The 25,331-nt window shown below is 62.6% G+C and carries 25 protein-coding genes; 14 read left to right on the top strand and 11 right to left on the bottom strand.

The window, feature by feature from the left end:
- Window positions 1-52: 52 nt before the first annotated feature.
- Complete coding sequence (locus NKH99_RS06820) at window positions 53-1,219, bottom strand: flavin-containing monooxygenase (RefSeq protein ID WP_352771654.1); 1,167 nt, start codon at window positions 1,217-1,219, stop codon at window positions 53-55.
- 354 nt (window positions 1,220-1,573) lie between these two features.
- Between NKH99_RS06820 and lptF the strand changes: the two genes are divergently transcribed.
- The 7 genes from lptF to NKH99_RS06785 all read left to right on the top strand — a co-directional run bounded on the left by lptF (window position 1,574) and on the right by NKH99_RS06785 (window position 9,696).
- Window positions 1,574-2,776: an LPS export ABC transporter permease LptF gene (gene lptF, locus NKH99_RS06815; RefSeq protein ID WP_352471099.1), complete on the top strand. Its 1,203-nt coding sequence runs from the start codon at window positions 1,574-1,576 to the stop codon at window positions 2,774-2,776.
- Window positions 2,773-3,858 (top strand): LPS export ABC transporter permease LptG, encoded by a 1,086-nt coding sequence (lptG, locus tag NKH99_RS06810; protein ID WP_023677695.1) that lies wholly within the window; start codon window positions 2,773-2,775, stop codon window positions 3,856-3,858. The genes lptF and lptG overlap by 4 nt, the downstream gene beginning before the upstream one ends.
- The gene (locus NKH99_RS06805; protein ID WP_352542725.1) at window positions 3,858-6,275 is read left to right on the top strand and encodes an LPS-assembly protein LptD; all 2,418 of its coding nucleotides are present in this window, start codon (window positions 3,858-3,860) and stop codon (window positions 6,273-6,275) included. The genes lptG and NKH99_RS06805 overlap by 1 nt, the downstream gene beginning before the upstream one ends.
- A gap of 117 nt (window positions 6,276-6,392) precedes the next feature.
- Window positions 6,393-7,319, top strand: coding sequence for a peptidylprolyl isomerase (locus tag NKH99_RS06800; protein ID WP_352453231.1), 927 nt, complete (start codon window positions 6,393-6,395; stop codon window positions 7,317-7,319).
- 12 nt (window positions 7,320-7,331) lie between these two features.
- Window positions 7,332-8,351 carry a 4-hydroxythreonine-4-phosphate dehydrogenase PdxA gene (gene pdxA, locus NKH99_RS06795; protein ID WP_352615817.1) on the top strand — a complete coding sequence of 340 codons (1,020 nt, stop codon included), beginning with the start codon at window positions 7,332-7,334 and terminating at the stop codon, window positions 8,349-8,351.
- Window positions 8,352-8,418: 67 nt separating this feature from the next.
- Complete coding sequence (gene rsmA, locus NKH99_RS06790; RefSeq protein ID WP_352567435.1) at window positions 8,419-9,258, top strand: 16S rRNA (adenine(1518)-N(6)/adenine(1519)-N(6))-dimethyltransferase RsmA; 840 nt, start codon at window positions 8,419-8,421, stop codon at window positions 9,256-9,258.
- 75 nt (window positions 9,259-9,333) lie between these two features.
- Entirely contained in the window at window positions 9,334-9,696 is a 363-nt protein-coding gene (locus tag NKH99_RS06785; protein WP_502900005.1) for a DUF1330 domain-containing protein, read from the top strand.
- Here the strand turns inward: NKH99_RS06785 and gmk are convergent.
- The 9 genes from gmk to fabD form a co-directional block, all read right to left on the bottom strand.
- Window positions 9,629-10,285: a guanylate kinase gene (gene gmk / locus NKH99_RS06780; RefSeq protein ID WP_023677701.1), complete on the bottom strand. Its 657-nt coding sequence runs from the start codon at window positions 10,283-10,285 to the stop codon at window positions 9,629-9,631. The two genes, NKH99_RS06785 and gmk, sit on opposite strands and share 68 nt — an antisense overlap.
- Before the next feature lie 33 nt (window positions 10,286-10,318).
- Window positions 10,319-11,209, bottom strand: coding sequence for a YicC/YloC family endoribonuclease (locus tag NKH99_RS06775; protein ID WP_352471095.1), 891 nt, complete (start codon window positions 11,207-11,209; stop codon window positions 10,319-10,321).
- 138 nt (window positions 11,210-11,347) lie between these two features.
- Window positions 11,348-12,574: an endolytic transglycosylase MltG gene (gene mltG / locus NKH99_RS06770; RefSeq protein WP_353013317.1), complete on the bottom strand. Its 1,227-nt coding sequence runs from the start codon at window positions 12,572-12,574 to the stop codon at window positions 11,348-11,350.
- A gap of 93 nt (window positions 12,575-12,667) precedes the next feature.
- Window positions 12,668-13,930, bottom strand: a complete 1,263-nt coding sequence (gene fabF, locus NKH99_RS06765; protein WP_352454402.1) for a beta-ketoacyl-ACP synthase II — start codon at window positions 13,928-13,930, stop codon at window positions 12,668-12,670.
- A gap of 34 nt (window positions 13,931-13,964) precedes the next feature.
- The gene (locus NKH99_RS06760; RefSeq protein WP_006203723.1) at window positions 13,965-14,201 is read right to left on the bottom strand and encodes an acyl carrier protein; all 237 of its coding nucleotides are present in this window, start codon (window positions 14,199-14,201) and stop codon (window positions 13,965-13,967) included.
- A gap of 187 nt (window positions 14,202-14,388) precedes the next feature.
- The gene (gene fabG, locus NKH99_RS06755; RefSeq protein WP_352471093.1) at window positions 14,389-15,126 is read right to left on the bottom strand and encodes a 3-oxoacyl-[acyl-carrier-protein] reductase; all 738 of its coding nucleotides are present in this window, start codon (window positions 15,124-15,126) and stop codon (window positions 14,389-14,391) included.
- A 54-nt stretch (window positions 15,127-15,180) separates the two neighbouring features.
- Window positions 15,181-15,447 carry a type II toxin-antitoxin system RelE family toxin gene (locus NKH99_RS06750; RefSeq protein WP_352471092.1) on the bottom strand — a complete coding sequence of 89 codons (267 nt, stop codon included), beginning with the start codon at window positions 15,445-15,447 and terminating at the stop codon, window positions 15,181-15,183.
- A complete protein-coding gene (gene relB, locus NKH99_RS06745) occupies window positions 15,431-15,652 on the bottom strand; it encodes a type II toxin-antitoxin system RelB family antitoxin (RefSeq protein WP_352467166.1) in 222 nt (73 codons plus the stop codon). Before relB ends, NKH99_RS06750 begins: the two co-directional genes overlap by 17 nt.
- A gap of 52 nt (window positions 15,653-15,704) precedes the next feature.
- The gene (gene fabD, locus NKH99_RS06740; protein ID WP_352471091.1) at window positions 15,705-16,682 is read right to left on the bottom strand and encodes an ACP S-malonyltransferase; all 978 of its coding nucleotides are present in this window, start codon (window positions 16,680-16,682) and stop codon (window positions 15,705-15,707) included.
- A gap of 247 nt (window positions 16,683-16,929) precedes the next feature.
- On the opposite strand from fabD, the gene NKH99_RS06735 reads away from it, so the two are divergent.
- Window positions 16,930-18,855: an LTA synthase family protein gene (locus tag NKH99_RS06735; RefSeq protein ID WP_352493155.1), complete on the top strand. Its 1,926-nt coding sequence runs from the start codon at window positions 16,930-16,932 to the stop codon at window positions 18,853-18,855.
- Between the two features lie 31 nt (window positions 18,856-18,886).
- Here NKH99_RS06735 and NKH99_RS06730 read toward each other — a convergent pair whose 3' ends face one another.
- Window positions 18,887-20,431, bottom strand: coding sequence for a pilus assembly protein TadG-related protein (locus tag NKH99_RS06730; protein WP_352493156.1), 1,545 nt, complete (start codon window positions 20,429-20,431; stop codon window positions 18,887-18,889).
- 453 nt (window positions 20,432-20,884) lie between these two features.
- On the opposite strand from NKH99_RS06730, the gene rpsF reads away from it, so the two are divergent.
- The 6 genes from rpsF (at window position 20,885) to NKH99_RS06700 (ending at window position 25,312) form a co-directional block, all read left to right on the top strand.
- A complete protein-coding gene (rpsF, locus tag NKH99_RS06725) occupies window positions 20,885-21,385 on the top strand; it encodes a 30S ribosomal protein S6 (protein WP_292663863.1) in 501 nt (166 codons plus the stop codon).
- Window positions 21,385-21,633, top strand: a complete 249-nt coding sequence (rpsR, locus tag NKH99_RS06720) for a 30S ribosomal protein S18 (RefSeq protein ID WP_006203718.1) — start codon at window positions 21,385-21,387, stop codon at window positions 21,631-21,633. The genes rpsF and rpsR overlap by 1 nt, the downstream gene beginning before the upstream one ends.
- A 272-nt stretch (window positions 21,634-21,905) precedes the next feature.
- The gene (gene rplI, locus NKH99_RS06715; RefSeq protein ID WP_254820243.1) at window positions 21,906-22,490 is read left to right on the top strand and encodes a 50S ribosomal protein L9; all 585 of its coding nucleotides are present in this window, start codon (window positions 21,906-21,908) and stop codon (window positions 22,488-22,490) included.
- A 153-nt stretch (window positions 22,491-22,643) separates the two neighbouring features.
- Window positions 22,644-23,933, top strand: coding sequence for a cyclopropane fatty acid synthase (locus NKH99_RS06710; protein ID WP_352471088.1), 1,290 nt, complete (start codon window positions 22,644-22,646; stop codon window positions 23,931-23,933).
- Window positions 23,934-24,016: 83 nt separating this feature from the next.
- The gene (locus NKH99_RS06705; RefSeq protein WP_352615836.1) at window positions 24,017-24,340 is read left to right on the top strand and encodes a YnfA family protein; all 324 of its coding nucleotides are present in this window, start codon (window positions 24,017-24,019) and stop codon (window positions 24,338-24,340) included.
- Between the two features lie 3 nt (window positions 24,341-24,343).
- Window positions 24,344-25,312, top strand: a complete 969-nt coding sequence (locus NKH99_RS06700; RefSeq protein ID WP_352542732.1) for a small ribosomal subunit Rsm22 family protein — start codon at window positions 24,344-24,346, stop codon at window positions 25,310-25,312.
- Window positions 25,313-25,331: the final 19 nt, after the last annotated feature.

Below are 25,331 nucleotides of genomic sequence, written 5' to 3'. Positions count from 1 at the left end.
TTTCAACAAGGCGTGTCTATTGCGGGCGGAACAGTCGGCATAGTCCGGCTCATCATCGCTGGTTGACAATCCGCGCCGCTATCGCCCTGGCCTGAATGCGGGCGTTGGCGAAACAACCGCGAATGCTCGGCCGCATGCCGGTAAACCACAGACCGGGCAATTTCGGATCGGCATCGCCGCCGTTGAAAAGCGGAACGCCCTTGCCGTCGAGAACGCCGAGCTTGCCGAACATCTGCTCCAGACCGGTGCGATAGCCGGTCGCCGCAATGACGATATCGGGCGTGATCGACCTGCCGTCATTCAATACGATGCCGTCGTGGGTAAATTCCCGCAATGGTGGCACCACCACGATCGTGCCTGCCTTTATGGCGCGAACCGCGCCGTCATCGGCTGCGATCGCGGTGTAGTCGGCGCTCAGACGGCTCGCACCGCCTATGGGAGCCGGCGGAAGCCCAAATTTCGTCAGGTCGCCGAAAACCAGGTGCTGGGTTGTCGCCATCACCGCATCGGCCAGCCGCACCGGCAAGCTCGCCATCAACGGTGAAAGCCTGTGGACGGCGACCTTGCCGATGCGTTTCGGCAGCAGCGACGGGCCGTTGCGGGCCGACAGCCAGATGCTTTGGGCATCTGCATTCGCAAGATGGTTGAGTGCGTCGAACCCCGAATTGCCGGCTCCGACGACCAGCACCCTTTTGCCGACGTAGTCCTTCGCCTCGCCAAAATCGGCCGAATGGATAATCCGGCCTGCAAAATCCTTCATGCCTTTCCACGCAGGAATAAACGGCTGCCGATCGCGCCCGGTGGCGACGACGACATGACGCGCCAGACGACGTCCGGCGTTCGTCCGCACGGTCCAGTGATCGCCGTCGAACGTGATCTCTTCAACGGCAACGCCGAATGCGACCGGCAGACCATGCGCCTGGCTGAAATCGTTCAGATGGCGAATGACGGCCGATTTATGCGGAAAAGCCGGGGTGCCTGCGGGATAGCCGACGCCGGGCAGCGTCGAGAGATCGCGATGCGTATTGAGGTGCAGCCGCTGGTGCCGCCTATGCCAGGGTTCGGCAAGCCGGCTCTCCTTTTCCAGGACGAGCGTCGGTACGCCGGCCTTCATCAAGGCATGAGCGGCGGCAAGGCCGGCCGCGCCGGCTCCGACCACGATCGCGCCGTCAAAAACGGCTTCCCGACCGGTAAGACTGCGCAATTTTTCCGCTTCCATGCTGGGGCTCAACAGATCCTGACCCGTCTTATCACGCCGCGGCGGTCGCGACCGGCGCGACATTTGGTCGTTTTGCCGCATTTGACAAGACTTTGGCCGAAATCGCTCCCATATGCGATATCGAACCATCCACGATTCGTCGCGGCACGGCCCCGCTTCCCGCCGCAACCTGTTGTTAACCAACAATGTTCGCTCTTTCTTATCCATTGCCGCCGACACTCCGGCCCAGCGGATTTTGCGATCCGGGACTGAACCCGGATCGAACCGCCAAACTGAGCCAGTTGTGCAGCCGGCGCCGGACGACTACCTTGTTCCAAGGCATGATGCCGTTCGAAATCGCCGAGAAAAGCCTTCATGAAGGTCGTTGAACGTTACATCATGCGCCGTGCTTTCGCGGTATTCGCGCTGGCGCTCGTCTGGACGCTGGCGATCGTCTGGACGACTCAGGTGCTCGCCCGCATCGACCTCGTCACCGATAGCGGTCAGTCGGCCCTCACCTTCTTCGAAGTCGCAGCGCTGATCATCCCGACGATCGTTCCGATCGTCGTGCCGTTCGCCCTGGTGGTCGCGGTCGCCCAGATCCTCAGCGTGATGAATTCTGATTCGGAGCTGGCCGTCATCAATGCCGCCGGCGCTTCACGCTGGACCATCGTCAGGCCGATCATGCTTCTGGCACTTGCAGCCAGCGTTTTTTCCTTCGCCGTCGACAATGGCGTCGACCCTTACGCACGCCAGAAGAACCGCGAGTTGATTGCGTCATCGCGTGCCGATCTGTTGTCGTTGATCATCCAGGAAGGCACCTTCCGCAAGATCGACGACGGCCTGTTCCTGCAGGTTGGCGAACGGCTTCCCGACAACCGCCTCGGCGGCATCTTCGTCGCCGATTCGCGCGAAGAAGGCGTCAATCTCATCTACTACGCCAAGACCGGCAGCATCATCGAACGCGGCGACGAGAAGGTGCTGATGATGAATGACGGCGTCATCCATCGCAAAACCATGACCGGCGACCTCTCGGTGATCCGGTTCACCTCCTACGCCTTCGACTTGTCCGCTTTCATGTCGGCATCATCTGATATCCTGCTTTTGCCGAAGGACCGGACGACCCAGTATCTGCTCAATCCCAGTCCGAACGACAAGATGTACCAGCAAAAGCCGAACAGGTACCTGGCCGAGCTCAACCAGCGTTTTTCCGAGTGGTCCTATTCGCTCGTCTTCGCGCTGATCGCGCTCGCCGTTGCCGGAGATGCGCGCTCGCATCGCGAGGCGCGTGTGCACCCGCTGATCACGGCAATCGCGATCGCGCTGTTCGTGCGCTGGCTCGGGTTCTTTGCCGCCGGCAAGGCCGACAAGGTGCCGCAATATGCCTATATGGTCTACGGCGTCCCGATCGTGGCATCGGCGATCGCCATCTGGTTCATTGTTTCCAACCGGACCATGGAACTGCCGGTTGCCTGGGCCGATTGGATAACCAATCTTGCCGGCCGCTTCAGTGACGGCTGGAGCGCCATCAAGCTCCGTTTTGCCGGGCGTGGCGCATCCGGACAGGGAGCCGGCTGATGGGCTGGACTCTGGGTCGGTACTTCTTCTTTCGCTATGTGACGATCACCATCTGGTTCTTCATCGGCCTCTTGGCGCTGGTGTTCCTGATCGATTTCACCGAGCTTTCCGGCCGCACGACTGGCGTGCCGGGCTTCACCTACGCAACTGCGTTCGCCATTTCGGGGCTCAGGATGCCGATGATCATGCTGCAGACGGTGCCGTTCGTCGGCCTGTTCTCGGCGATGGCGACGTTGGTGTCGCTCAACCGCAAATACGAATTGGTCATTGCCCGTTCCGCCGGGGTTTCCGCATGGCAATTCCTGCTGCCGTGCTGCATCGGGGCGCTGCTGTTTGGAGCCTTGTCGGTCGGCGTCATCAATCCGGTAGCCGCGCACGCCTATTCCTGGTCCGAGGAGATCGAGACCCAGCTCCGTTCGGGCAAGTCGAACAGCGTCTCGGCCGATGCTGCGCCCTGGATCAGGCAGAAAACCAACGCCGGCGATACCATCATCGGCGCGCGCGCCATTCTTAATCAAGGCCTGGAGATGGCCGACGCGGTCTTCTTCAGCTTCAGCCCGCAAGGCGACATCATCGAGCGCAAGGATGCGGCGCGCGCCTTTTTGCGGGACGGCTACTGGGAATTGCAGGACGTCAAGGTGTTCCGGGACGGTACCATCCAGTCGTTACCCAGCGATCGGCTGCCGACCAATCTCAAGCCGGAATTCGTGCAAGAGCGGTTGGCGCGCCCTGAGACCATTCCCTTCTACGATCTGCCCGGCAAGATCGAAGTGGCCCGCTCCTTCGGCCTCAAGGCAAATGCCTTCGCCATGCAGTTCAATTCCCTGATTGCGCTGCCGTTCCTGCTTGTCGCGATGACGCTGATTGCGGCAACGGTATCAATGCGATTTGCGAGGATGGGGCAGTCGGCAACGATGATTCTGGGTGGCATCGTGGCCGGGTTTCTGCTTTATGTCGTTTCGGTGCTGGTCAAGGCATTCGGCGTAGCGGGATTCGTACCCACGGCCGTAGCGGCTTGGGTCCCGGTTGTCGTGGCTATGTTCTTCGGGGTGACATTCCTGCTATACAAGGAAGACGGCTAGTGAGGGAGGCGGTTTTGCGCAGCCATAGGCACGCCGGTTTGGCACGCCTCTCTGCGGCGAGCGCCTTGGCATGCCTGCTTGCCAGCGCCGCCCCGGTTGCTCCGGCTTTCGCCCAGGACGTCAGTGAGCTGGCAACGAAGGTTCCGAGCGGCACGCAGATGCTGTTGGCAGCCGATACGCTGGTCTACGACAACGACAAGCAGACAGTGACGGCCGTCGGTGGCGTCCAGATCGACTACGGCGGCAACCGTCTCGTCGCCCAGCGGGTCGAATACAACCGCAACACCAAACGCCTCGTCGCCAGCGGCAATGTCGAACTCGTCAATAGCGACGGCACCAAAATCTATTCGCAACATGCCGACATCACTGACGATTTCGCCGACGGCTTCGTCAACGCGCTGCGGGTCGAGACCATAGACAAGGCGTATTTCGCCGCCGAAAGCGCGGAGCGCATGGGCGGCGTGCTGACGACGTTCCACAATGGCGTCTACACCGCCTGCGAGCCGTGCGAGGACAAGCCCGACAAAGCGCCGACCTGGCGTATCAAGGCCAGGAAGATCATCTGGAACGGCGAGAAGAAGACGGTTCGCTTCGAGAACTCGAATTTCGAGTTCTTCGGCTTTCCGCTGGCCTATCTGCCGGCTTTCGAGATCGCCGACCCAACGGTCAAGCGCAAGAGCGGCTTCCTGATCCCCGGCGTCGCCTACAAGAGCGATCTCGGCGTCGGTGTTAAAGTCCCCTATTATTTCGCGCTCTCGCCGACCTACGATCTCACTGTCACTGGCAGCGGCTATACCAAGCAAGGTTTCCTCGGTGAGGCCGAGTGGAGGCAGCGCTTCAACAACGGTCAGTACAGCCTGAAGATTGCGGGCATCCGGCAGGAGAATCCCGACGCCTTCATCGACGACAATGGCCACAACGTGAATTCGGGTACCGAAGGCGACCCGAACAGGTTCCGCGGCATGATGGGCACCCAGGGCCAGTTCGCCATCAACCCGCGCTGGGACTTCGGCTGGGACATCCTGCTGCAGAGCGACAAGAATTTCGCGCGCACCTACGACATCGATGGCTTTAACGATAGCGTGCACCGCTCCGAGGTGTACCTGACGGGGCTCAACGATCGCAATTACTTCGACGTGCGCGCCATGCACTTCGAGGTTCAGGAAGACACGCTCGCCAGCGATCCGACTGCACGCGCCGCCAAGCAGCCCTGGGTGCTACCCTCGCTCGACTACGCCTATATCCCCGACATGCCGGTGGCCGGCGGGCAGCTATCGTTCGACGTCAACGCGCGGGTCATTGACCGCGACAGGCTCGATACGGCTCTTGCAAATTCGGGCATCCCTTCGTCCGTCAACAACGTCCGCGGCATCGACGGTCAATCCGGGCGCCTTACCGCGGAAGCCGAATGGAAGCGCACCTTCACCACCGATGGCGGGCTGCTGCTGACACCGCTCCTGGCGCTGCGCGGCGACGCCGGCTACGTCAACGCCTCCTCGGCCTCGCTCGACGCCGTCAACCAGATGGCGACCAATCTCGGCGTCGAGGACGATATGCGTTCATCGCTTGCCCGCTACATGGCGACCGCCGGCCTTGAGATGCGCTGGCCGGTGCTGTTTTCGATGACCAGTTCCAGCCATGTTTTCGAACCGATGGCGCAGGTATTCATGCGTCCGAACGAGCAATATGTCGGCGGGCTGGCGGTCCCCAACGAGGACGCCCAGAGCTTCGTCTTCGACGCCACGACGCTGTTCGAGCGCGACAAATTCTCGGGCTACGACCGCATGGAAGGCGGCACACGCGCCAATGTCGGGCTGCGCTATTCCGGCGCATACGACAATGGCTGGGGCACCAATGCGGTGTTCGGCCAATCCTACCAGCTGGGCGGCCAGAACTCGTTCGGCACGCCGGACCTGGTCAATGTCGGCGCCTATTCAGGCCTTGAAACTGCAACCTCCGACTATGTCGGCCTTGTCGGCTTCAACAGCCCCAGCGGGTTTTCCGGCTCGGTCAGCGGCCGTTTCGACGAGCAAAGCTTCGAGATCCGCCGCGCTGAGGTAAAGGCCGCCTTTTCAGGCCTGCCGGTATCGCTGAGCGCCAAATACGCCTTCATCCAGGCGCAGCCACTCTATGGCTTCTCAACCGATCGCCATGAGGTTACGCTCGGCGCCTCGACACATCTTGCCGAGAATTGGCGCGTCTTTGGCACCGGCACATATGATCTGGAGCAGAGCGTTCTGGTCAAGGACGGGGTCGGCTTTGCCTATAGTGATTCGTGCTTTACCTATTTGATGACGTTTTCGGAAAGACGTGACCTGAACACCAAGGAAGTATCGCAGAACGTCGGCTTCAACCTGTCGTTCCGCACGCTCGGCGATTTCGGCTCGTCGCAACGCTCCATCGACACCATTCAATAACGGGCAGCGGTCGGCAACGGGGCGGCTGGCGGACGACATTGTTTCGCCGCATAGAGCAGGCACGAATTTTGACGGCCTGAACTGGGATAGGTTCGGCTGAATCGGGATGGAATTGGGATGCTTTCGATGAGGAAATACCTCTTTTCGGCAGGGTTCGCGCTGCTGGTGGCGTTCTCGACCACCGCGGTGACGCGGCCAGTTTTCGCCACCGAGATCAAATACGTCGTCAACAATATACCGATCACCACCGGCGACATCCAGCATCGGGCCGCTTTCCTGCGCCTGCAGCACAGAAAGGGCGATGCCGGCCAGGAAATGATCGACCAGACGCTGCGCCTGGCCGAAGCCCGGCGGCTCGGCATCCGCATCAGCGACGAGCAGGTCGATGCCGCTTATCAGCGTTTCGCCACCAGCAACAAGATGCCGCTCAAGCAGCTTGACGGCGCGATGGCGCAATCCGGCGTCACCAAGGAGCATTTCAAGGACTTTATCCGGGCGCAGATGGCCTGGAACCAGGCGCTGACCGCGCGTCACCGTTCTAGCGACGGCGGCGGCGCCATGAGCGAGCAGGACCTCGTCAAGCGCATGCTCGAAAAAGGCGGCAGCAAACCGAGCGCCACAGAGTACATGCTGCAGCAGGTCATCTTCGTGGTGCCGGCGGCCGAGCGCAGCGCGACGCTGGCCAAGCGCAAACGCGAAGCCGACGCTATGCGCGCCCGCTTCAACGGCTGCAACACCACGCGCGAATTCGCCAAGGGCCTGATCGATGTCACCGTTCGCGATCTCGGCCGGGTGCTGGCGCCGCAATTGCCGGCGGACTGGGCCGAGCAGATAAAGGCTACAAAGGTCGGCGGCGCCACCACGACGCGCGAAACCGACCGCGGTGTCGAATTCATCGGCATCTGCTCGTCGCGCGAAGTGTCAGACGACAAAGCCGCGCAGATGGTGTTCCAGAGTGAAGGTTCGAGCGACAAGAACGCCGACGAACTCTCGAAGAAATATGTCGAGGAGTTGCGGAAGAAAGCCCGCATAATCGAGCGCTGAAGTCGACGCGCCGTGGCTGACGCAGAGCTTTCGCTGGCGTTGAGCGTCGGCGATCCGTCCGGCCTGGGGCCGGACATCGCCATCGCTGCTTGGCAGGCCCGCGAAAGCGCTGGCGTTCCGTCATTTTATCTCCTTGCCGATCCGGCACTGATTGCCGCGCGAGCGCACAGGCTCGGCACCGATATCGCGATTGCCGAGACGACGCCGGCGTTAGCGCCGGGGGTGTTTTCGCGCGCGCTGCCGGTGGTGGCGCTTGCTGCCCGTTTCGTCGACAGTCCCGGCCGCCCGGATCCAGCCAACGCCGCCGGCATCATCGAGGCGATCGACTGCGCAGTTGCCGATTGCCTGGCCGGCCGCGCTGCCGCGGTCGTCACCTGCCCCATTGCCAAGAAGCCGCTCTACGACGCCGGCTTTCGCTTTCCCGGCCACACCGAATATCTGGCGCATCTGGCATCGCTTCACACCGGCACCGAAGTGACGCCTGTGATGCTGCTTGCCGGACCGGACCTGCGCACCGTGCCGGTCACCATCCACATCGCGCTGGCCGAGGTGCCGAAAGCGCTGACGACGGACCTTATCGTCGCCACCGGCCGCATCACCGCCGCCGACCTTGCGAACCGCTTCGGAATTGCCAAGCCGCGGCTCGCCATTGCCGGCCTCAACCCGCATGCCGGCGAAGGCGGCACCATGGGCACCGAAGACGAGCGGATCGTGCGCCCGGCGGTCGACCGGCTGAGGCAGGAAGGGATCGACGCCTTCGGGCCGTTGCCGGCCGACACGCTGTTTCATGCTCGCGCCCGCGCCGGCTACGACGTGGCGCTCTGTATGTATCACGACCAGGCGCTGATCCCGGCCAAGGCGCTGGCGTTTGACGAGGCGGTCAACGTCACGCTCGGCCTGCCCTTCGTCCGCACCTCGCCCGACCACGGCACCGCCTTCGACATCGCCGGCAAGGGCATCGCCCGTGCCGGCAGCCTGATTGCAGCGCTGAAACTCGCTCGCGTTCTTGCCGATACCGGGAAAAGGCCGTAGGCCCAGAGCCCAATCAGCCATATTCGATGGCCTTAACCCGATGAGCCCGCCTGATGAGCCCAGCCCGATGAGCATAGACGGCCTGCCGCCACTGCGCGAGGTGATCGAGCGCCATGGGCTGCAGGCGAAAAAGGCGCTGGGCCAGAATTTTCTGCTCGACCTTAACCTGACAAGCAAGATTGCGCGAACCGCCGGCGACCTGAGCGACGTTACGGTTATCGAGGTCGGTCCCGGTCCGGGCGGGCTGACCCGGGCCCTGCTCCTCAACGGCGCCCGGCGGGTCGTCGCCATCGAGCGCGATGAGCGCTGCCTGGCGGCCTTGGCCGAGATCGCGAACCACTATCCGGGCCGGCTAGAGATCGTAGCCGGCGATGCGCTGAAAGCTGATTTTGCAGCGCTTGCAAAAGGAGTGCCGGGAAGCGGCGGGCCGGCGAAAATCGTTGCCAACCTGCCCTACAATATCGGCACCGAATTGCTGATCCGCTGGCTGACCGTTACCGAGTGGCCGCCCTTCTACACATCGATGACACTGATGTTCCAGCGCGAGGTCGCCGAACGCATTGCAGCCAGCCCCGGCAGCGATGCCTATGGTCGGCTCGGCGTGCTGGCAGGCTGGCGGACGGAGGCGAGGATTGCCTTCGACGTGCCGCCGCAGGCGTTCACGCCGCCACCCAAGGTGACGTCCTCGGTCGTGCATCTGGTGCCGCGCGCCAGCCCCTTGCCGGCAGAGGTGAAACGGCTCAGCCGCGTCACCGAAGCGGCGTTTGGCCAGCGCCGGAAAATGCTGCGGCAGAGCGTGAAAAGCCTCGGCGGCGAGGCGCTGCTTGCCCGTGCCGGCATTGATCCGACCAGGCGCGCCGAGACGCTGAGCGTCGAGGAGTTCGTTCGCCTGACCAACGCGGTGTGATGCCGGGACGCGTCTGCGTGGAATTTCCGCTCTCACGGCCATAGATAGCCGGACAAACCTGCCCGGAGACAAGCAATGGCCGCCTATGTCATTTCCGACGTCACGATCCGCGACGCAGAGGCGATCGAAGCTTATCGCATCCGCGCGGCTGCCTCCATCGCCCAGCACGGCGGGCGCTATCTGGTACGCGGTGGCAAGGTGGAAATGTTGGAAGGCGACTGGTCTCCCGGGCCGCTGATCATCGTCGAATTCCCCGACATGGACACGGCGCGGCGCTGGTATCGCTCGGCCGAAATACGCCGCTGCATTGGAGCTGCGCGACGCCGCGCTCAGCCGCAATCTGATCCTGGTCGAGGGGATAGCGCGTTGATCAATCCGTCTTCTCGTCGAGCAGCCCCGAGACGAAATCGAACAGGCCGGGCCGGCGATCGCGTCTGAGCCGTTCGGCGGTGACGATGCCGCGCACCTCGGCGAAAGCGCGGTCGAGATCGTCGTTGACGATGACGAAATCATATTCCTTCCAGTGCTCGATCTCGTTGCGGGCGTTCTTGAGCCGCGTCTCGATCACCGCTTCCTGGTCCTCGGCGCGACGCTTCAGCCGCGCCTTCAATTCCTTCATCGATGGCGGCAGGATGAATATCGAGACGATGTCGGCGCGCATCTTCTCCTTGAGCTGCTGAGCGCCTTGCCAGTCGATGTCGAACAGCATGTCGCGGCCTTCGGCCAGCGCCTGTTCAGCCGGCTCGCGCGGCGTCGCGTAGCAATTGCCGTGCACCTCCGCCCATTCGAGCAGCGCATCGGAATCGCGCAGCCGCTCGAACTCGCGCATGGTACGGAAGTGGTAATGGACGCCCTCGATCTCGCTGCCGCGGCGTGGCCGCGTGGTGACCGAGACCGACAATTCCAGGCTGGAATCGCTCTCCAGCAGATTGCGCGCAATCGTCGACTTGCCGGCGCCTGACGGCGACGACAAGACCAGCATCAGCCCGCGGCGCCGAATGCGGGAACCCACATCCCTAGCGGTCATGGGGCTTGGCAGTCATGTGGCTTGGCATCGGGATCATTCCAGATTCTGGACCTGTTCGCGAAACTGGTCGACGACCGCCTTCAGTTCCAGCCCGATGGCGGTGACCGCGGCAGCATTCGACTTGGAACACAGCGTATTCGATTCGCGGTTGAATTCCTGTGCCAGGAAATCGAGCTTGCGGCCGATGGCGCCGCCGCCGCCGAGCAGCGCCCGGCCTGACGCCACATGTGTCTTCAGCCGGTCGATCTCCTCGCGTATGTCGGCCTTGGTGGCCAGGAACGCCGCTTCCATATGCAGCCGGCTGGCGTCCAGGTTGGCAGACGCGTCCATCAACAGGCGGATCTGCTCGGCGAGCCTTTCGCGGATCGTGGCCGGTTCGCGTGATGGATCGGCCTCGGCCCGCAGCGTCAGCGCCTCGATGGCATCGATATGGCCGGACAGCAGGGAACGAAGTGCCGCACCTTCGCCCTGGCGCGCCTGGTGCAGCCCGTTCAGTGCTGCTTCCAGCGCCGACAGTATTGCGGTATCGAGCGCACTGCGCGCCTCTTCGGTTTCGATGGTTTCGGGAATGTCGAGGACGCCGCGCAGCGCAAGCAGGCCGTCGGCCGCCGCAGGGGCTACTCCGAACTGCTCCTGCAGCCGCTTGGCCAAGCCCGCCAGATCCTTCAGGAAAGCCTCGTTGACCACGGGTTGCGCTTGCGCGCCGGCGGCGCGGCCAATGGTCAGCGTCATCTGGAAATTGCCGCGCGCAAAACGCTTTTGCACCGTCTGCCGGACGGCCGGCTCCAGCCGGTCGAAACCTTGCGGCAGCCGCAGCCTGACCTCGACGCTTTTGCCGTTGACGGACTTGGCTTCCCAGGCAATCGAAGTGCCGTCGTGTTCGGCGACACTGCGCGCAAAACCGGTCATGCTCTGCAAGTTCATGTAGCCGTGCGTCCCTTTGCCGAATGCCCCTCAAGCCGGAGCGATTTTCTCCGGACAGGACCATGTGAATTTCAATGCCATGGCAGCCCTTGCACATCCACCCGGACATGCACAGGGCCAAACTGATGGCGTCCGGCCCTACTGGGCAACGGTGGGGCCTGCATCGTCAACGATGGCTCCCGCCGGCGTGTCGGCTCCGGTATTGGTTGCTCCGGCCTTGGCGGCGTCCTGCGCCTGCTTTTTCAGCAGTGCCCGGTAGCGAGCGACATTCTCGTTATGCTCATCGAGCGTCGAGGCAAAGACGTGCCCGCCGCTGCCGTCGGCGACGAAGTAGAGATCGCTGGTCTTCGACGGATTGGCGACAGCCTCCAGCGCCGCACGGCCGGGATTGGCGATCGGCGTCGGCGGTAACCCGTTGATCAGATAGGTGTTGTAGGGCGTCGGCTTCTGGATGTCCGACTGATAGATCGGGCGGTCGATGGGTTTGCCTTTGCCGCCGAACAGGCCGTAGATGATGGTCGGGTCCGACTGCAGCCGCATACCCTTGGCCAGCCGGTTGAGGAAGACGGCGGCTACGCGCGAGCGTTCATCGCCCTTGCCGGTCTCCTTCTCGACGATAGAGGCCAGGGTGACAAAATCCTCAACGTTGGCGATCGGCAGATCCGGCGCTCGGCGTTGCCAGACCTCGTCGACCAGCTTCTTCTGGTCGGCCAGAAGCTTGTCGACCATCTGCTGGCGTGTTGCGCCGCGGGTGAAACGCAGCGTGTCGGTGGCGAGGCTGCCCTCAGGTGGAGTGGTCGACGGCATATCGCCGGTCAGCGCGTCCTGCTCGGCGATCCGTTGCAGCGCCTGCTCGACCGTCAGCCCCTCGGGGATGGTCAGCGAATACATCACCGACTTGCCGCTCTTCAGCAGTTCCATGATATCGTGCATCGACGCCTGCGGCTTGATCTCGTATTCGCCGGCCTTCAGGGCGGAATCATTGCCGAAGGCGCGCACGCCAAGGCGGAAAATGCGGGCGTCGCTGATCAGCCCTCGCCGCTCAAGCTGGTCGGCGATCTCCTGGACGCCGCTATTCGGCTTGACCAGGAAAGTGTCGCCATTGGCCGACGGGCCGGGCTCGTTGAACTCCTGCTTGCCGAAATACAGCGCAACGCCTGCCGCCAGCACCATCAGCATCACCGAAGAGATGACGAAGTTCATGAACACGACGAACTGGCTGCGCGAGGCACGCGAGCGCTTCGGCGGCGGCGTGCCGGCCTCGGGCCGCAACGCCTCGCTGGCCGTCTTCGGCACGATCGGGCCCGGCGTGGGCGTTGCTGGCCGTTGCCCGAATTCCCCGTTATCGGCCGGATTTGTGTTCATAGCGCCCTACCATTTGATCTTGCGACGAATCCCCTCGGGCAGAGTAGGGGCGAATATGGCAAAATTGACGGCAGACGGAAACCGGCAGAGCGGTCAGCCATTGTAGCGCTGGAAGACGAGCGAGGCGTTGGTGCCACCGAAGCCGAAGGAGTTGGACAGCGCCACGTCTATCTGCCGGGCCCGCGGCTTGTGCGGCACCAGGTCGATCGCCGTTTCGCGCTCCGGATTGTCAAGATTGATGGTCGGCGGCGCGATGTTGTCGCGAATGGCGAGGATCGAAAAGATCGCCTCGGCAGCACCAGCCGCGCCCAGCAGGTGGCCAATCGACGATTTGGTCGACGACATCGATATCTTCGAGGCGGCGTTGCCGACCAGCCGCTCGACGGCGCCGAGTTCGATCGTATCGGCCATGGTCGAGGTGCCGTGCGCGTTGATGTAGTCGACATCGGCCGGCGTCAGCTTCGCCCGGTTCAGCGCCGCGGTCATGCAACGGAAAGCGCCGTCGCCGTCCTCGGCAGGCGCGGTGATGTGATAGGCGTCGCCGGTCAGACCGTAGCCGGTGACCTCGGCATAGATCTTGGCGCCGCGGGCCTTGGCGTGTTCGAGCTCCTCGAGCACGACAACACCGGCGCCCTCGCCCATGACGAAGCCGTCGCGATCGCGATCATAGGGGCGTGAGGCCGTTTGTGGCGCATCGTTGCGCTCGGTGGAGAGCGCGCGGCAAGCGGCGAACCCGGCGACCGACAGTCTCGTCACCGGCGCTTCGGCGCCGCCTGCGACCATAACGTCGGCATCGCCCCAGATGATCAGCCGGGCGGCATCGCCGATGGCGTGCGCACCGGTCGAGCAAGCGGTGACGACGGCATGGTTGGGGCCTTTCAGCCCATGCCGGATCGAGACCTGACCGGAGACGAGGTTGATGATCTGGCCAGGGATGAAGAATGGGCTGATGCGGCGCGGACCGCGTTCCTTGAGGATCATCGCATTCTCGGCGATGCCTTCGATGCCGCCGATGCCCGAACCGATCAGCACGCCGGTGGCGCACTGTTCCTCATGCGTCTTCGGCTGCCAGCCGGAATCCTTGAGTGCCTCGTCGGCGGCCGCGATCCCGTACAGAATGAAGTCGCCGATCTTGCGCAGTTCCTTCGGCTCGAGAACGGCTTCAGGATTGAAAGTGGCATTGGAGCCGTCACCGCGCGGAATGACGTGGGCGACCTTGCAGGCAAGATCTTCCACCTCGAATTCGGTGATGCGCTTGGCTGCGCTGCGGCCGGTCAGAAGCTCCTTCCAGCTGTGCTCGAAGCCCATGCCGAACGGCGAAAGCAGCCCAAGGCCCGTGACGACGACACGCCTCATCGCAGGTCCTCCCCGGTGATGACTGCAAATAGCGTCAGGCGGAGGCCTTGTCGATGTATTTCACCGCATCGCCAACAGTCAGGATGGTCTCGGCGGCGTCGTCCGGGATTTCGACACCGAACTCTTCTTCGAACGCCATGACAAGTTCGACCGTGTCGAGGCTGTCCGCGCCCAGATCATCGATGAAGCTCGCCTGCTCCGTCACCTTGTCGGCATCGACGCCAAGGTGCTCGATGACGATCTTCTTGACGCGCTCTGCGGTGTCACTCATTTGGGCATCCTCGTCTTTTGGTTGTCTGTCTTCGTTAGCGGGCAGAATGCCGCTAATCAAGCTGAAAGATGGTCCTGCCGGAAACGCAGCGGAACAGGACCGGTTTTTGCCCGAACCGCCGGGTTGCGGGCGGCATTACACGAAAAATCCCGTGCATCCAAGACGGAATGAAGCGTTTTCCCAAGTGTTAGATCATTGCCATGCCGCCATTCACATGAATGGTCTGGCCGGTGACGTAGGCTGCCTCGTTGGAAGCGAGGTAGGCGACGGCTGAGGCGACTTCGGCGCCCGTGCCCATGCGCCGGGTCGGGATCGCCGCCATGATCGCCTCTTTCTGCTTGTCGTTGAGCTTGGCGGTCATCGCCGATTCGATGAAGCCCGGGGCGACGCAGTTGACGGTGATATTGCGGGTGGCGATCTCCTGCGCCAGCGATTTGGAAAAGCCGATCATACCGGCTTTGGAGGCGCAATAGTTGGTCTGGCCGGGATTACCCATGACGCCAACCACTGAAGTGATGTTGATGATGCGGCCATGGCGGCGCCGCATCATCGGATGGGTAAGCTCGCGGGTCAGCCGGAACACGGCGGTCAGGTTGACCTCGAGCACGCTATCCCAGTCGGCGTCAGCCATGCGCACGAACAACCCGTCCTTGGTGATGCCGGCATTGTTGACGAGGATGTCGACGCCTTCGAGGTCAGCTTCCGCCTTCTGGCCGAGCGCCTTGACGTCGTCGCGGTTGGAAAGATTGGCCGGGAAAAGCTTGACCCGGTCGCCCAGTTCGGCGGCCAGCGCCTCCAATTTCTCGATACGTGTGCCATGCAGGCCGACGATGGCGCCCTGGCCGTGCAGCACGCGGGCAATCGCCTCGCCTATACCTCCCGATGCGCCGGTGACGAGCGCCTTGCGGCCGGTCAATTCGAACATGCTTTATCCTCTTCCCAAATCGTACTGGCCAATCATACGGGCCGGTGAGTTCGGCTATCTGTAAACGTTGCCGCGGTGGCCTATGGTTACCACCAGAATGACGAGCCGGTTATCCTGCACATCGCAAATGATGCGATAATCCCCGACGCGATATCTCCAAAAGGTTGCGAGCGGGCCCTTCAGCGGTTTGCCGAGTTCACGCGGGTTGTCGAGAACGGCAATGCGGTTTTCAATAAAATCACGGATACGGTGACGTGTCTGCGGATCCAGTTTTTCGACAAATTTTCGCGCCGAGTGGGCGTATTCAAGCGTCCAGGCCACGCCAGAAGTCCTCGGCTCTCATGACGTCTTCTTCACCACGCCTGATCCGCTCAACGACTTCGGCAGCCAGGTAGTAATCCTCCAAGTCCTCCAGACCACGTTCAATGAGCTCGCGCAGATAGTAGGCCTTGCTGCGACCAGTCTTGGCCGCGAGAAAATCCAGGCGCTGCTCGACTTCAGGAGAAAGGCGGATCGATGTGGGCATGCCGCACCTTGTTGCGATACATGTATTCATGTAGCGGCAAGCACTGATGAATTCAAGCTACGTGGTCACCCAAGGCGGCAAGTGCCGTCTCGACCTCCGCCGCCGATCCGATGCTGCTGGTGGCAATGTCGCGGTTGATGCGGCGGGCCAGCCCCGACAGCACCTTGCCGGCGCCCACTTCGTAAAGCGTCACAACGCCGTTGCTGCCGAACCACTCCACCGTTTCGCGCCAGCGCACGCGCCCGATCACCTGTTCGACGAGTCGGCGGGCGATCTCGTCGGGATCGCTCGTCGGGGTCACCGTAACATTGGAGACCAGCGGCACGACCGGCGCACTCTTCGTCACGGCGGCCAGCGCCTCCCGCATGATCTCGGCCGCAGGCTTCATCAATGCCGAATGGAAGGGCGCCGAGACCTGCAGCATCAGCGCCCGCTTGGCGCCCTTCTCCGTGCATAGCCTCGCCGCCAGTTCGACCGCTGGCCTGGCGCCGGAGATCACCAGCTGGCCGCCGCCATTGTCATTGGCGATCTGGCAAACCAAGGCTTGTGCGGGATCTTTGGCGGCGCCCTGGGCGGCCTCTGCGCAAGCGGCTTCGACGTCGGCCTGTTCCAGCCCGATGATCGCCGCCATGGCGCCCTCGCCGGCCGGCACAGCCGCCTGCATGGCATTGCCGCGGATGCGCAACAGCCGGGCGGCGTCGGCGACCGAAACGAAACCTGCGGCCGCAAGTGCCGAATATTCGCCGAGCGAGTGGCCGGCGACATAGGTGACCTTGCCGTTCAGGGAGAAGCCGCGCGCCTCCAGCGCCCGGATTGCGGCAAGCGACACCGCCATCAGCGCCGGCTGGGCGTTGGCGGTCAGCGTCAGCGTCTCTTCCGGGCCTTCCCAGATCAGCTTCGATAGGTTTTCGCCGAGCGCGTCGTCAACTTCCTCGAAGATCCGCCGCGATTCCACAAAGGTATCGGCGAGGTCCTTGCCCATGCCGACAGCCTGGCTGCCCTGCCCCGGAAAGGTGAATGCGATGGCCATCGGCGGCTCCCAGCTGCTGGTTCACGTTGCCTGTGACGCAAGGCGTGCGGCCAAGTCAAGTCCAACCTTGATCGCGTAATATCGGCCGAGTGCCTGTTTCGGCAGGCTTTTTGGCGATCACTCATGATGAAAACCGCTCACGATTTGTTTGCTGGCTCTTCTTATTTCCGCCACAGGCGCTAGGCTTTGCGTGACAGTTCGATGACAATCGAGTGACGCTTTTGTTGCGGGCCGGGGAACTATTGAAGTGGCAAAGACCAAGCAGAGCGCAGCCGAGGCGGCGCCCCAGTTTCTTGAAGGCGATCCGTCGACCGGCTATCTGCCGGCGCGCAAATGGCCTGTCATCCGCTATGGCCTTATCAGCTTGCTGGCTGCGGCCATCCTTGTGTTTGCCATCGAACTGATCGTGCGCGGCAACTTTGCCGGCACCATTGATTTCTTTCTGCAGCCTTTCAAACCCGGCTGGACCACGATCATCATTTTTGCGCTGATCCTCATCGGCCTCGACGCCGTGCTCGGCCGCAGTCATCAGAGCCTGATGATCGTCGCGCCGCTGACATTGTCGCTGGCGTTCGTCGGCCACCAGAAGTCGCTGTATCTCGGCGATCCGCTCTATCCGACCGATTTCCTTTATTCCCGGCAGATCGTGGCACTGATGCCGCTTCTGGTACGCGATCGCCCGGGAACCGCCATTGCCCTGGCGATCGGCATCGTCGGCGGGCTGTCGCTGCTCGTCTATGGCTGGCGGCTATGGCGCCGCCGCGTTCCGGCGCTCAGCCACAAGGGCCGCCTTGCCCGGCTGACGCTGACAGTACCGCTGATCGCCTTCTTCGTTTCCATCATGGACTATGCCACTTTCTCGTGGACGCGCGACCGGCTGCAGATCATCCCGATCATGTGGGACCAGAAGGAAAACTATGCCTCAAACGGTTTTGCGCTCGCCTTCGCGCTTAACGTTCCGATGGCGCATGTCTCGGCGCCGCCCGGCTATTCCGACAAGGCGATCGAAGCGATCGGCAAACCGCAGGTGACCGCCTCGGTACCTGCCGAGAAGCCCGACATCATCGTCGTCATGAGCGAATCCTTCTGGGATCCGACCAAGCTGCCTGGCGTCACCATCACACCCGACCCTATCCCCAATGTGCGGGCACTGCGCACGGGTTACATGTTCTCGCCCGAGTTCGGCGGCATGACGGCCAACATCGAGTTCGAGGCCCTGACCGGCTTTTCCAACGCCTTCCTGCCGGCGGGCAGCATTCCCTACCAGCAATATGTGCGGACACCGACTCCCTCGCTGGCGACCTTCCTGAAAAGTCAGGGCTACCGGGCGCGCGCCATCCATCCCGGCACCAATTGGTTCTGGAACCGGGGGGCCGTCTATGCCGATTTCGGCTTCAACGACTTCAAGTCCGAGGAGACGTTGCCGCCCATGCAGAAGCGCGGACCGCTCGCGTCGGACGCTGCGATGACCGACGAGATCATCCACGAAGCCGATACCAGCGCCGAGCCGGTGTTCTTTTTCGCCGTCAGCCTGCAGAACCACGGGCCGTATGAGCCGTATCGCTATAACAATCCGACCCACAAGGTGCAGGCGCCGATCAGCCAATGGGCCCGTGAATCGCTGTTGAGCTATGCCGAAGGCTCTTCCGACGCGGACCGCGGCCTCGAGCGGCTGATCGAATGGGCGAAGAAACGCGAGCGGCCGACCGTCATCGCGTTCTTCGGCGACCATCTGCCGCCGCTTGGGCCGGTCTACGTCGAGACCGGCTTCCTGAAGGACAATGTTGCGCCGCGCAAGGAGGCGGCCGACCAGATGCTGCTGCACCACCAGACGCCGCTGATCGTCTGGTCGAATCGCAGCGGCCCGGCCGAGGATCTAGGCGCCGTCAGCCCGTCCTTCCTGCCCTACCATATCCTGAAGACAGCCGGCATCAGCCATCCCTATTACACCGGCTTCCTCGGACAGTTGCGAGAGCGCTACCGCGTTATCGACCGCAATTTGCTTTTGGCACCGGGAGGCGACGCCACCCCCGATTGGTCGCGTCAGAAAGAGATCGATCCGGCAATCCGCGACTTCCGTCTGCTGCAATACGACATGATGTTCGGCAAGCGCCATGCGGCGCCCGATTTCTTCCCCGAAACCACGGGCAAAGTGGCTGCACACACGAGTTGAGCAGCGGCGGCGGGAGAGCGGCCGACGTCGTTCAGTTCGTCAAGTGCAGCTGCGAAATCGAGCTTCCGATTTTCAGGAAGACGCTTTCGAGCTGACTGACGTCGTTGGTCGGGTAATAATCCGACGGCGACGATGCGCAGGCCTCGTAGAGCTTGCGGTTGGCTGCGGTGTCGGCCTGCAGCAGCACTGTGAAGATCTGCACGTCCTGCTTCTTCAATGTGTTGCATACATTGGTTGTCCAATCGTCGACATTGCGCGCAGCCGCGGTCTGGTCGCTGGATCCAAACCGACCCGAGGCCAGGAATCCGTAGGAGCCATAGTCCGACTTCTGTGGCGTATCCTTCGCGCCATAGACAACATTCTCGCCGTCGGTGAGCAGCAGCACCGTTTTGGTCGTGCCTGACGCCCTGAACGGCGCGCCGTCGCTGTAAGGCGGTTCCGGCGAGAGCACCCGCATCCCCCATGACAAGCCTTCCGAAACATTGGTCCCCGAGCCGTTCCATTCGATCATCTCACCGACGGCCTTCCGCAATTTGTCGAAATCATCGGTCAGCGGCACTATCGGCGTCGGACAGGCCCGGTTTGGGCCGATAGTCAGTGGGCCTCTCTTGTCGTTGATCAGCTTCATCGTCGAAACACTGTACTTCGCCATGTCGCTGGTGAGGCCGGGAAGCAGGGTGACGACGGTATCGTCGAGATAGGAATTGTTGTAGCCGGTCGCTGAATTGCCGTAGGAGCTGTTTGGATTTCTAGCGTTACCTGGATCGTCCGGCGCGAAATAAGGTACGAACAGGGTGTCCGGTTTGTTTTGGTCGGGCGAAATGTCGGAAACATTGTTGGTTCCTGGCCGCGCTTCGACGCAGCCTCTCCATTCGACGCCCAATTGCTTGAACAGATCCATATGGTTGACGCGCTTGCCGCCGACCGAGGGGAAATTGGCGCCGTTGTTCGGCGATTTGCCGGCCATGTCGATCCAGGCCGGATCGTAGTCCTCGCCCTTGACGTTGACGGCGGTGACGAACGGCACCACCGCGACACGTACGCTGCGCGTCGGCGACTTCGCCGCTTCGAGCATATCAATCAGGGCCGTCGCCGCCGTCCGCAATGCGCCGATGCGATCGTTGCTGGCCATCGACCCGGTGTTGTCGAGCACCAGCACGACTTCGAGCTGATTGGTCGATTCGACGGCGCCGGCATCGACGGTGATGCGCTTGTCGTTGCCGAACAGGAAGGCGAAGTTCAAATTGACGTCCGCCGTGGCGACAGCCTTGGTCTGGATGTAATTGAGGCCCCTTTCCACGGTAAGCGTCGCTTCGGCGTTCCTCAACTCGCTGTGGCCGGCGACATTGGTCTGGAAGTAGCGGTCGAAGACGTCCTTGCGCGAAGCCTCGATGTCGCCGAGATGCGAAGATGCAAGGTTCGCGGCATCGAGCGCATTCTGCAAGCTGACCTTGGCCCTCATCAAGGTGGACACGTCCACGGCAAAGGCGACGGCGGTCAGAACCGCAGGCAGCCCGAACGCCAGCATCAGGGCAAAGTTGCCGCTCTTCGAACGGCAGAATTTGTCGAAAAGCATTTTTGTCCCCAAACCGCCTTGCTGCCGAACTCGCGCAGACTGTTTGCTTTTGCATCCGCATGATGAACGACGGGTTGCCGCCACGCCCGCCGGTGCTGGAACTTCGCATGGTGGTTAAGGTCCGGTTTCAGGAATCCGCAAGCCTTGCCGTCGAGACCCGTGGCGCTCTGGGACGGTAGGGCCGTTTGCTCCGTGGTTTGGCCTTGCTTTGCGGTCAAATTCCTGTATAGACGCCCGCAATCTGCCGGTCCTTGCTGGGGGCTGAACGGAGGGCCGGAGGTTTTTCGAAACCTTCGCGTGAAGCCAGAAGCGCTTCCGCCTCCCGTGTCTCCGCTCTCGACCGTCTCGTCATGCTCCTTTCTTCCCCGCCTTCGCAAGGATTGCGGGTCAGAGAAGTTGCAGAGGCTTTTGCCGCCGGGAACCGGGAGAGAAACGAAGAAAGGCACGAACACTATGGCTCTATACGAACATGTGTTTCTTGCCCGGCAGGACCTCTCGCAGCAGCAGGTCGATGCGCTTGTCGAACAGTACAAGGGCGTCATCACCGCGAATGGCGGGTCCGTCGGCCGGGTCGAGAACTGGGGACTGAAGTCCCTCACCTACCGGGTCAACAAGAACCGGAAGGCATATTATACACTCATGGACATCACCTGCCCGCCGGCCGCGCTCAACGAGATGGAGCGCCAGATGGGCCTGTCCGAGGACGTGCTGCGTTTCCTGACCATCAAGGTCGATGCGCATGAGGAAGGTCCGTCGGCAATGATGCAGAAGCGCGAAGAGCGCTCGGAACGCGGCGGCTTCGGCGACCGCGACCGTGGCGATCGTGGCCCGCGCTCATTCGGCGACCGCGATCGCGGTGACCGTGGTGATCGTCCGCCGCGCAGCTTCGGGGATGGCGGTGCCGATCGTGGCCCGCGCCGTCCGCGCGAAGGCTTTGAAGGAGCCGCAGAATAATGGTCGACATCAACCAGATCCCAACCCGGCGCCCCTTCCACCGTCGCCGCAAGACCTGCCCGTTCTCCGGCGCCAACGCGCCGAAGATCGACTACAAGGACGTGCGGCTTCTGCAGCGCTACATCTCCGAGCGCGGCAAGATCGTGCCATCGCGTATCACCGCCGTAAGCCAGAAGAAGCAGCGCGAACTCGCCAAGGCGATCAAGCGCGCCCGCTTCCTCGGCCTGCTGCCCTACGTGGTCCGCTAACACTGATTAGTTGACCATGATCTTATCCGAAAACCGGTTTCCACTTTTCGGGATCATGGTCTAGCCAGCGGGCGGTTCGCCGCCCGCTTTTCACCGGCCACGACGGGCGTAGCCGGATCGAACACCAAATCCCGGGTTGGATTTCGACAAGAGATCCTAACTGCCGCGACAGGCAGGACAGCGACACAGGCGGCGACGCCCCAGCTTCCTGACCTGTTCCAGACAACTCGGCGCCGATCCTGAGGATAGCGCCCAAGCGAAGGAACAAAACCATGGAAGTCATTCTTCTCGAACGCGTTTCCCGCCTCGGCCAGATGGGCGATACCGTCAAGGTCAAGGACGGGTTCGCCCGCAATTTCCTGCTGCCGCAAGGCAAGGCGCTGCGCGCCAACGAAGCTAACAAGAAGAAGTTCGAGGGGCAGCGGGCCCAGCTCGAAGCCCGCAACCTGGAGCGCAAGTCCGAAGCCGCGCAGATTGCAGAAAAGCTCGACGGCAAGAGCTTCATCGCCGTGCGCTCGGCCGGCGAAACCGGTCAGCTTTATGGTTCGGTCTCGACGCGCGACATCGCCGAGCTGGTGACGGCGGAAGGTTTTTCGGTCAACCGCAACCAGATCCTGCTCAACCAGCCAATCAAGACCATCGGCGTCACCAATGTGGCGATCGCGCTGCACCCGGAAGTCGAGGTTACCATCACGCTCAACATTGCCCGCACGGCCGACGAAGCCGAGCGCCAGGCCAAGGGCGAAACGCTGACCACCGCCGAAGCCATCTACGGCGAGGACATCAACGATAATGCGCGGCCGGAAAACTTCTTCGATCCGAATGCGGAGTTCGAAGGCGGCGAAGACAACGGCTGATCGTCATTCGTCGGCATTCGCCGGCTAATCGCTATTCTGGACCAATGCCCGGGCCTCGTACCCGGGCATTTTTATGCCAAATGGAACTTTTCGAACCCCTATATCTTGATGCAGAATAGGACAGCATGTCTGGCCGAGAGGGGACAATTGGTCATGAATATTCTGCTGAAACGCGTTCTCGACCGCCTGGTCCGCACAGGCAATCTCAAGGTGACAGGGCCGCAAGGCTCGATGGTGACTTTCGGTGACGGCAGCGGCGAGCCGGTGCACATGCACATCAAGACAAGGCATGCCGAGCGCGCAATAACCTTCGATCCGATGCTGGCGGTGCCGGAAGCCTACATGGACGGTGAACTCGACATTCTCGAGGGCGGCGTGCTGGGGGTGATGCGGATTGCCTTCCAGAACATGGGCAGCGGCGGTATCGATGCCACCTGGTCGAAGGCGATCGAAGGTCTGCGCCACGCCTTCCGGCGCCTGCAGCAGATCAACACGGCGTCGCGGGCGCGCCGCAACGTGCAGCGCCATTACGATCTGTCGGGCGACCTCTACCGCCTCTTCCTCGATGAGGACATGCAATATTCCTGCGCCTATTTCGAGCAGCCGGACATGACGCTCGACGAGGCCCAAGCAGCCAAGAAGCGCCATATCGCCGCCAAGCTCAGGCTGAAGGCCGGCCAGACGGTTCTTGATATCGGCTCCGGCTGGGGTGGGCTTGGGCTCTATCTAGCCAAGGCGTTCGACGTCGACGTACAGGGCGTGACGCTGTCGACCGAGCAGCACGGCGTCGCCACCGACCGCGCCCATGCGCAAGGCCTGCAAAACCGGGTGCATTTCGACATCAAGGACTATCGCGAACTCAATGAACGTTTCGACCGCATCGTCTCGGTCGGCATGTTCGAGCATGTCGGGGTCAATCATTTCCGCACCTTCTTCGACAAATCGGCGACGCTGCTGAAGCCGGACGGCGTCATGCTGCTGCACACGATCGGCCGCTCCGGCGTGCCGTGGGCAACCAGCGCCTTCATCCGCAAGTACATCTTCCCGGGCGGCTACATCCCGTCGCTATCCGAAGTGATGCCGGCCATCGAAAAATCGGGGCTCGTCGTCACCGACATCGAGGTTCTGCGGCTGCATTATGCCGAGACGCTGAAGCATTGGGGCGAGCGCTTCGCGGCCAACCGCGACAAGGCCAGGGCGATTTATGACGAGCGCTTCTGCCGCATGTGGGAGTTCTATCTTGCCGCCTCGGAAGCTGCCTTCCGCTGGCAGGATCTGGTGATCTTCCAGATCCAGATTGCCAAGAAGAACGACACGCTGCCGATGACGCGCGACTACATGGCCAGTTGCGAGAAGGCGCTGGAGATGCGCGATCTTGGACGTCGCGAAAAGGCTCCGGTTGCCAAGCCCACTCGCCGCCGCAAGGTGGCGGATCCGGAGTAGACTGCCGGCATCACGCCATCGCCACTTGCCATTGCCGGCCGGCACGCTGAAAAGGGTCCCGTCAAACGCGGGACCCTTTTTTCATGACCTACCTCCTCTACGTCGCCGCCGCACTTGCCGAGATCGCCGGCTGCTTTTCGTTCTGGGCGTGGCGGCGGCTGGACAAGTCGCCGCTGTGGTTGGCGCCCGGTCTCGTCTCGCTCGTGCTATTCGCGTGGCTGCTGGCGCTGGTCGACACCAGCGCGGCGGGCCGGGCCTACGCCGCCTATGGCGGCATCTACATTGCCCCCTCGCTGGCCTGGCTGTGGCTGGCGGAAGGCGTGCACCCCGACCGCTGGGATCTTGCCGGTGCCGCGATCTGCATCGTTGGCGCCTCGGTCATTCTGCTCGCACCTCGGACTGCCTAAGCGATGGAACTGCCCGTCCCGCTTAGACAAGGCGTCGACCGCCTTCTCGAACAGGTGCCTTTGCCGATGCTTAAGCAAGCGGCAAAGACGCTGTCGGACCGCTACCGCGCAGAGTTGCGCGACGGTCGCCTGCACATGGCCGAAGACATGGCGGTGAAGGCCTATCTGGCAACGCGGCTACCGGCGACCTATGCGGCCGTTCGCGCCAGCCTCGATGCGGTGGGCGAGTCTCGGCCCGACTATGCTCCGAAGACCTTGCTCGATGTCGGCGCCGGCCCTGGCACGGTGCTTTGGGCCACAATCAATCTCTGGCCGGATCTCGAACAGGCGGTGCTACTCGAGGCCGGCGCCGCGGTACGAAGGGTCGGCGAAGCACTTGCCGCGGATGCGATCACGGCCAGGACCGCCTGGCGGACCGGCGACATCACCATCGACCTGGTCGATCTGGAGCCGGCCGAGCTGGTGACTTCAGCCTATGTGCTGGATGAGATCGCGCCGGCATCGCTGGCAAAACTCGTCGACCGGCTCTGGCAGCTGACCGCAGACACGCTGCTGGTGGTCGAGCCGGGCACGCCGGCCGGCTGGCAGCGTATTCTTGCCGTGCGGCGGCAGTTGATCGAGGCCGGCGCGCACGTGCTTGCGCCCTGCCCGCATGAGGCGCCCTGCCCGCTCGTTGCCCCCGACTGGTGCCATTTCGCCCGCCGCGTCGCCCGCTCGCGCCTACACCGTCTGGCCAAGGATGCCGAGGTGCCGTGGGAGGACGAGAAATTCATCTTTGTCGCGGCCTCCCGCCATCCGGCCGCTCCGCCTCGAGCGCGAGTGATCGCACCGCCGAAGTCGGGGTCCGGCAAGGTCTTGCTGAAGCTTTGCGAACAGGATGGGGGTGCTGCCGAGCGACTGTTCACCAAGCGCGACGGCGAGACGTTCAAGGCCGCGCGGCGACTGGATTGGGGTGATGCCTTGCCGGAATGACCGGCAGCTATTTTCCTGT

Source organism: Mesorhizobium sp. M0854 (genome assembly GCF_040319815.1).
Taxonomy (GTDB): domain Bacteria; phylum Pseudomonadota; class Alphaproteobacteria; order Rhizobiales; family Rhizobiaceae; genus Mesorhizobium.
The sequence above is the reverse complement of the archived record's forward strand: the minus strand, read 5'-3'. Positions and strand labels throughout refer to the sequence as shown.

Excerpts from the sequence above, each read along its gene's own strand:
- NKH99_RS06820 (WP_352771654.1), bottom strand. The coding sequence starts at position 1,219 with ATGGAAGCGGAAAAATTGCGCAGTCTTACCGGTCGGGAAGCCGTTTTT.
- lptF (WP_352471099.1), top strand. The coding sequence starts at position 1,574 with ATGAAGGTCGTTGAACGTTACATCATGCGCCGTGCTTTCGCGGTATTC.
- NKH99_RS06800 (WP_352453231.1), top strand. The coding sequence starts at position 6,393 with ATGCTTTCGATGAGGAAATACCTCTTTTCGGCAGGGTTCGCGCTGCTG.
- rsmA (WP_352567435.1), top strand. The coding sequence starts at position 8,419 with ATGAGCATAGACGGCCTGCCGCCACTGCGCGAGGTGATCGAGCGCCAT.
- NKH99_RS06785 (WP_502900005.1), top strand. The coding sequence starts at position 9,334 with ATGGCCGCCTATGTCATTTCCGACGTCACGATCCGCGACGCAGAGGCG.
- gmk (WP_023677701.1), bottom strand. The coding sequence starts at position 10,285 with ATGACCGCTAGGGATGTGGGTTCCCGCATTCGGCGCCGCGGGCTGATG.
- NKH99_RS06775 (WP_352471095.1), bottom strand. The coding sequence starts at position 11,209 with ATGAACTTGCAGAGCATGACCGGTTTTGCGCGCAGTGTCGCCGAACAC.
- mltG (WP_353013317.1), bottom strand. The coding sequence starts at position 12,574 with ATGAACACAAATCCGGCCGATAACGGGGAATTCGGGCAACGGCCAGCA.
- fabF (WP_352454402.1), bottom strand. The coding sequence starts at position 13,930 with ATGAGGCGTGTCGTCGTCACGGGCCTTGGGCTGCTTTCGCCGTTCGGC.
- NKH99_RS06760 (WP_006203723.1), bottom strand. The coding sequence starts at position 14,201 with ATGAGTGACACCGCAGAGCGCGTCAAGAAGATCGTCATCGAGCACCTT.
- fabG (WP_352471093.1), bottom strand. The coding sequence starts at position 15,126 with ATGTTCGAATTGACCGGCCGCAAGGCGCTCGTCACCGGCGCATCGGGA.
- relB (WP_352467166.1), bottom strand. The coding sequence starts at position 15,652 with ATGCCCACATCGATCCGCCTTTCTCCTGAAGTCGAGCAGCGCCTGGAT.
- fabD (WP_352471091.1), bottom strand. The coding sequence starts at position 16,682 with ATGGCCATCGCATTCACCTTTCCGGGGCAGGGCAGCCAGGCTGTCGGC.
- NKH99_RS06730 (WP_352493156.1), bottom strand. The coding sequence starts at position 20,431 with ATGCTTTTCGACAAATTCTGCCGTTCGAAGAGCGGCAACTTTGCCCTG.
- rpsF (WP_292663863.1), top strand. The coding sequence starts at position 20,885 with ATGGCTCTATACGAACATGTGTTTCTTGCCCGGCAGGACCTCTCGCAG.
- rpsR (WP_006203718.1), top strand. The coding sequence starts at position 21,385 with ATGGTCGACATCAACCAGATCCCAACCCGGCGCCCCTTCCACCGTCGC.
- rplI (WP_254820243.1), top strand. The coding sequence starts at position 21,906 with ATGGAAGTCATTCTTCTCGAACGCGTTTCCCGCCTCGGCCAGATGGGC.
- NKH99_RS06710 (WP_352471088.1), top strand. The coding sequence starts at position 22,644 with ATGAATATTCTGCTGAAACGCGTTCTCGACCGCCTGGTCCGCACAGGC.
- NKH99_RS06705 (WP_352615836.1), top strand. The coding sequence starts at position 24,017 with ATGACCTACCTCCTCTACGTCGCCGCCGCACTTGCCGAGATCGCCGGC.
- NKH99_RS06700 (WP_352542732.1), top strand. The coding sequence starts at position 24,344 with ATGGAACTGCCCGTCCCGCTTAGACAAGGCGTCGACCGCCTTCTCGAA.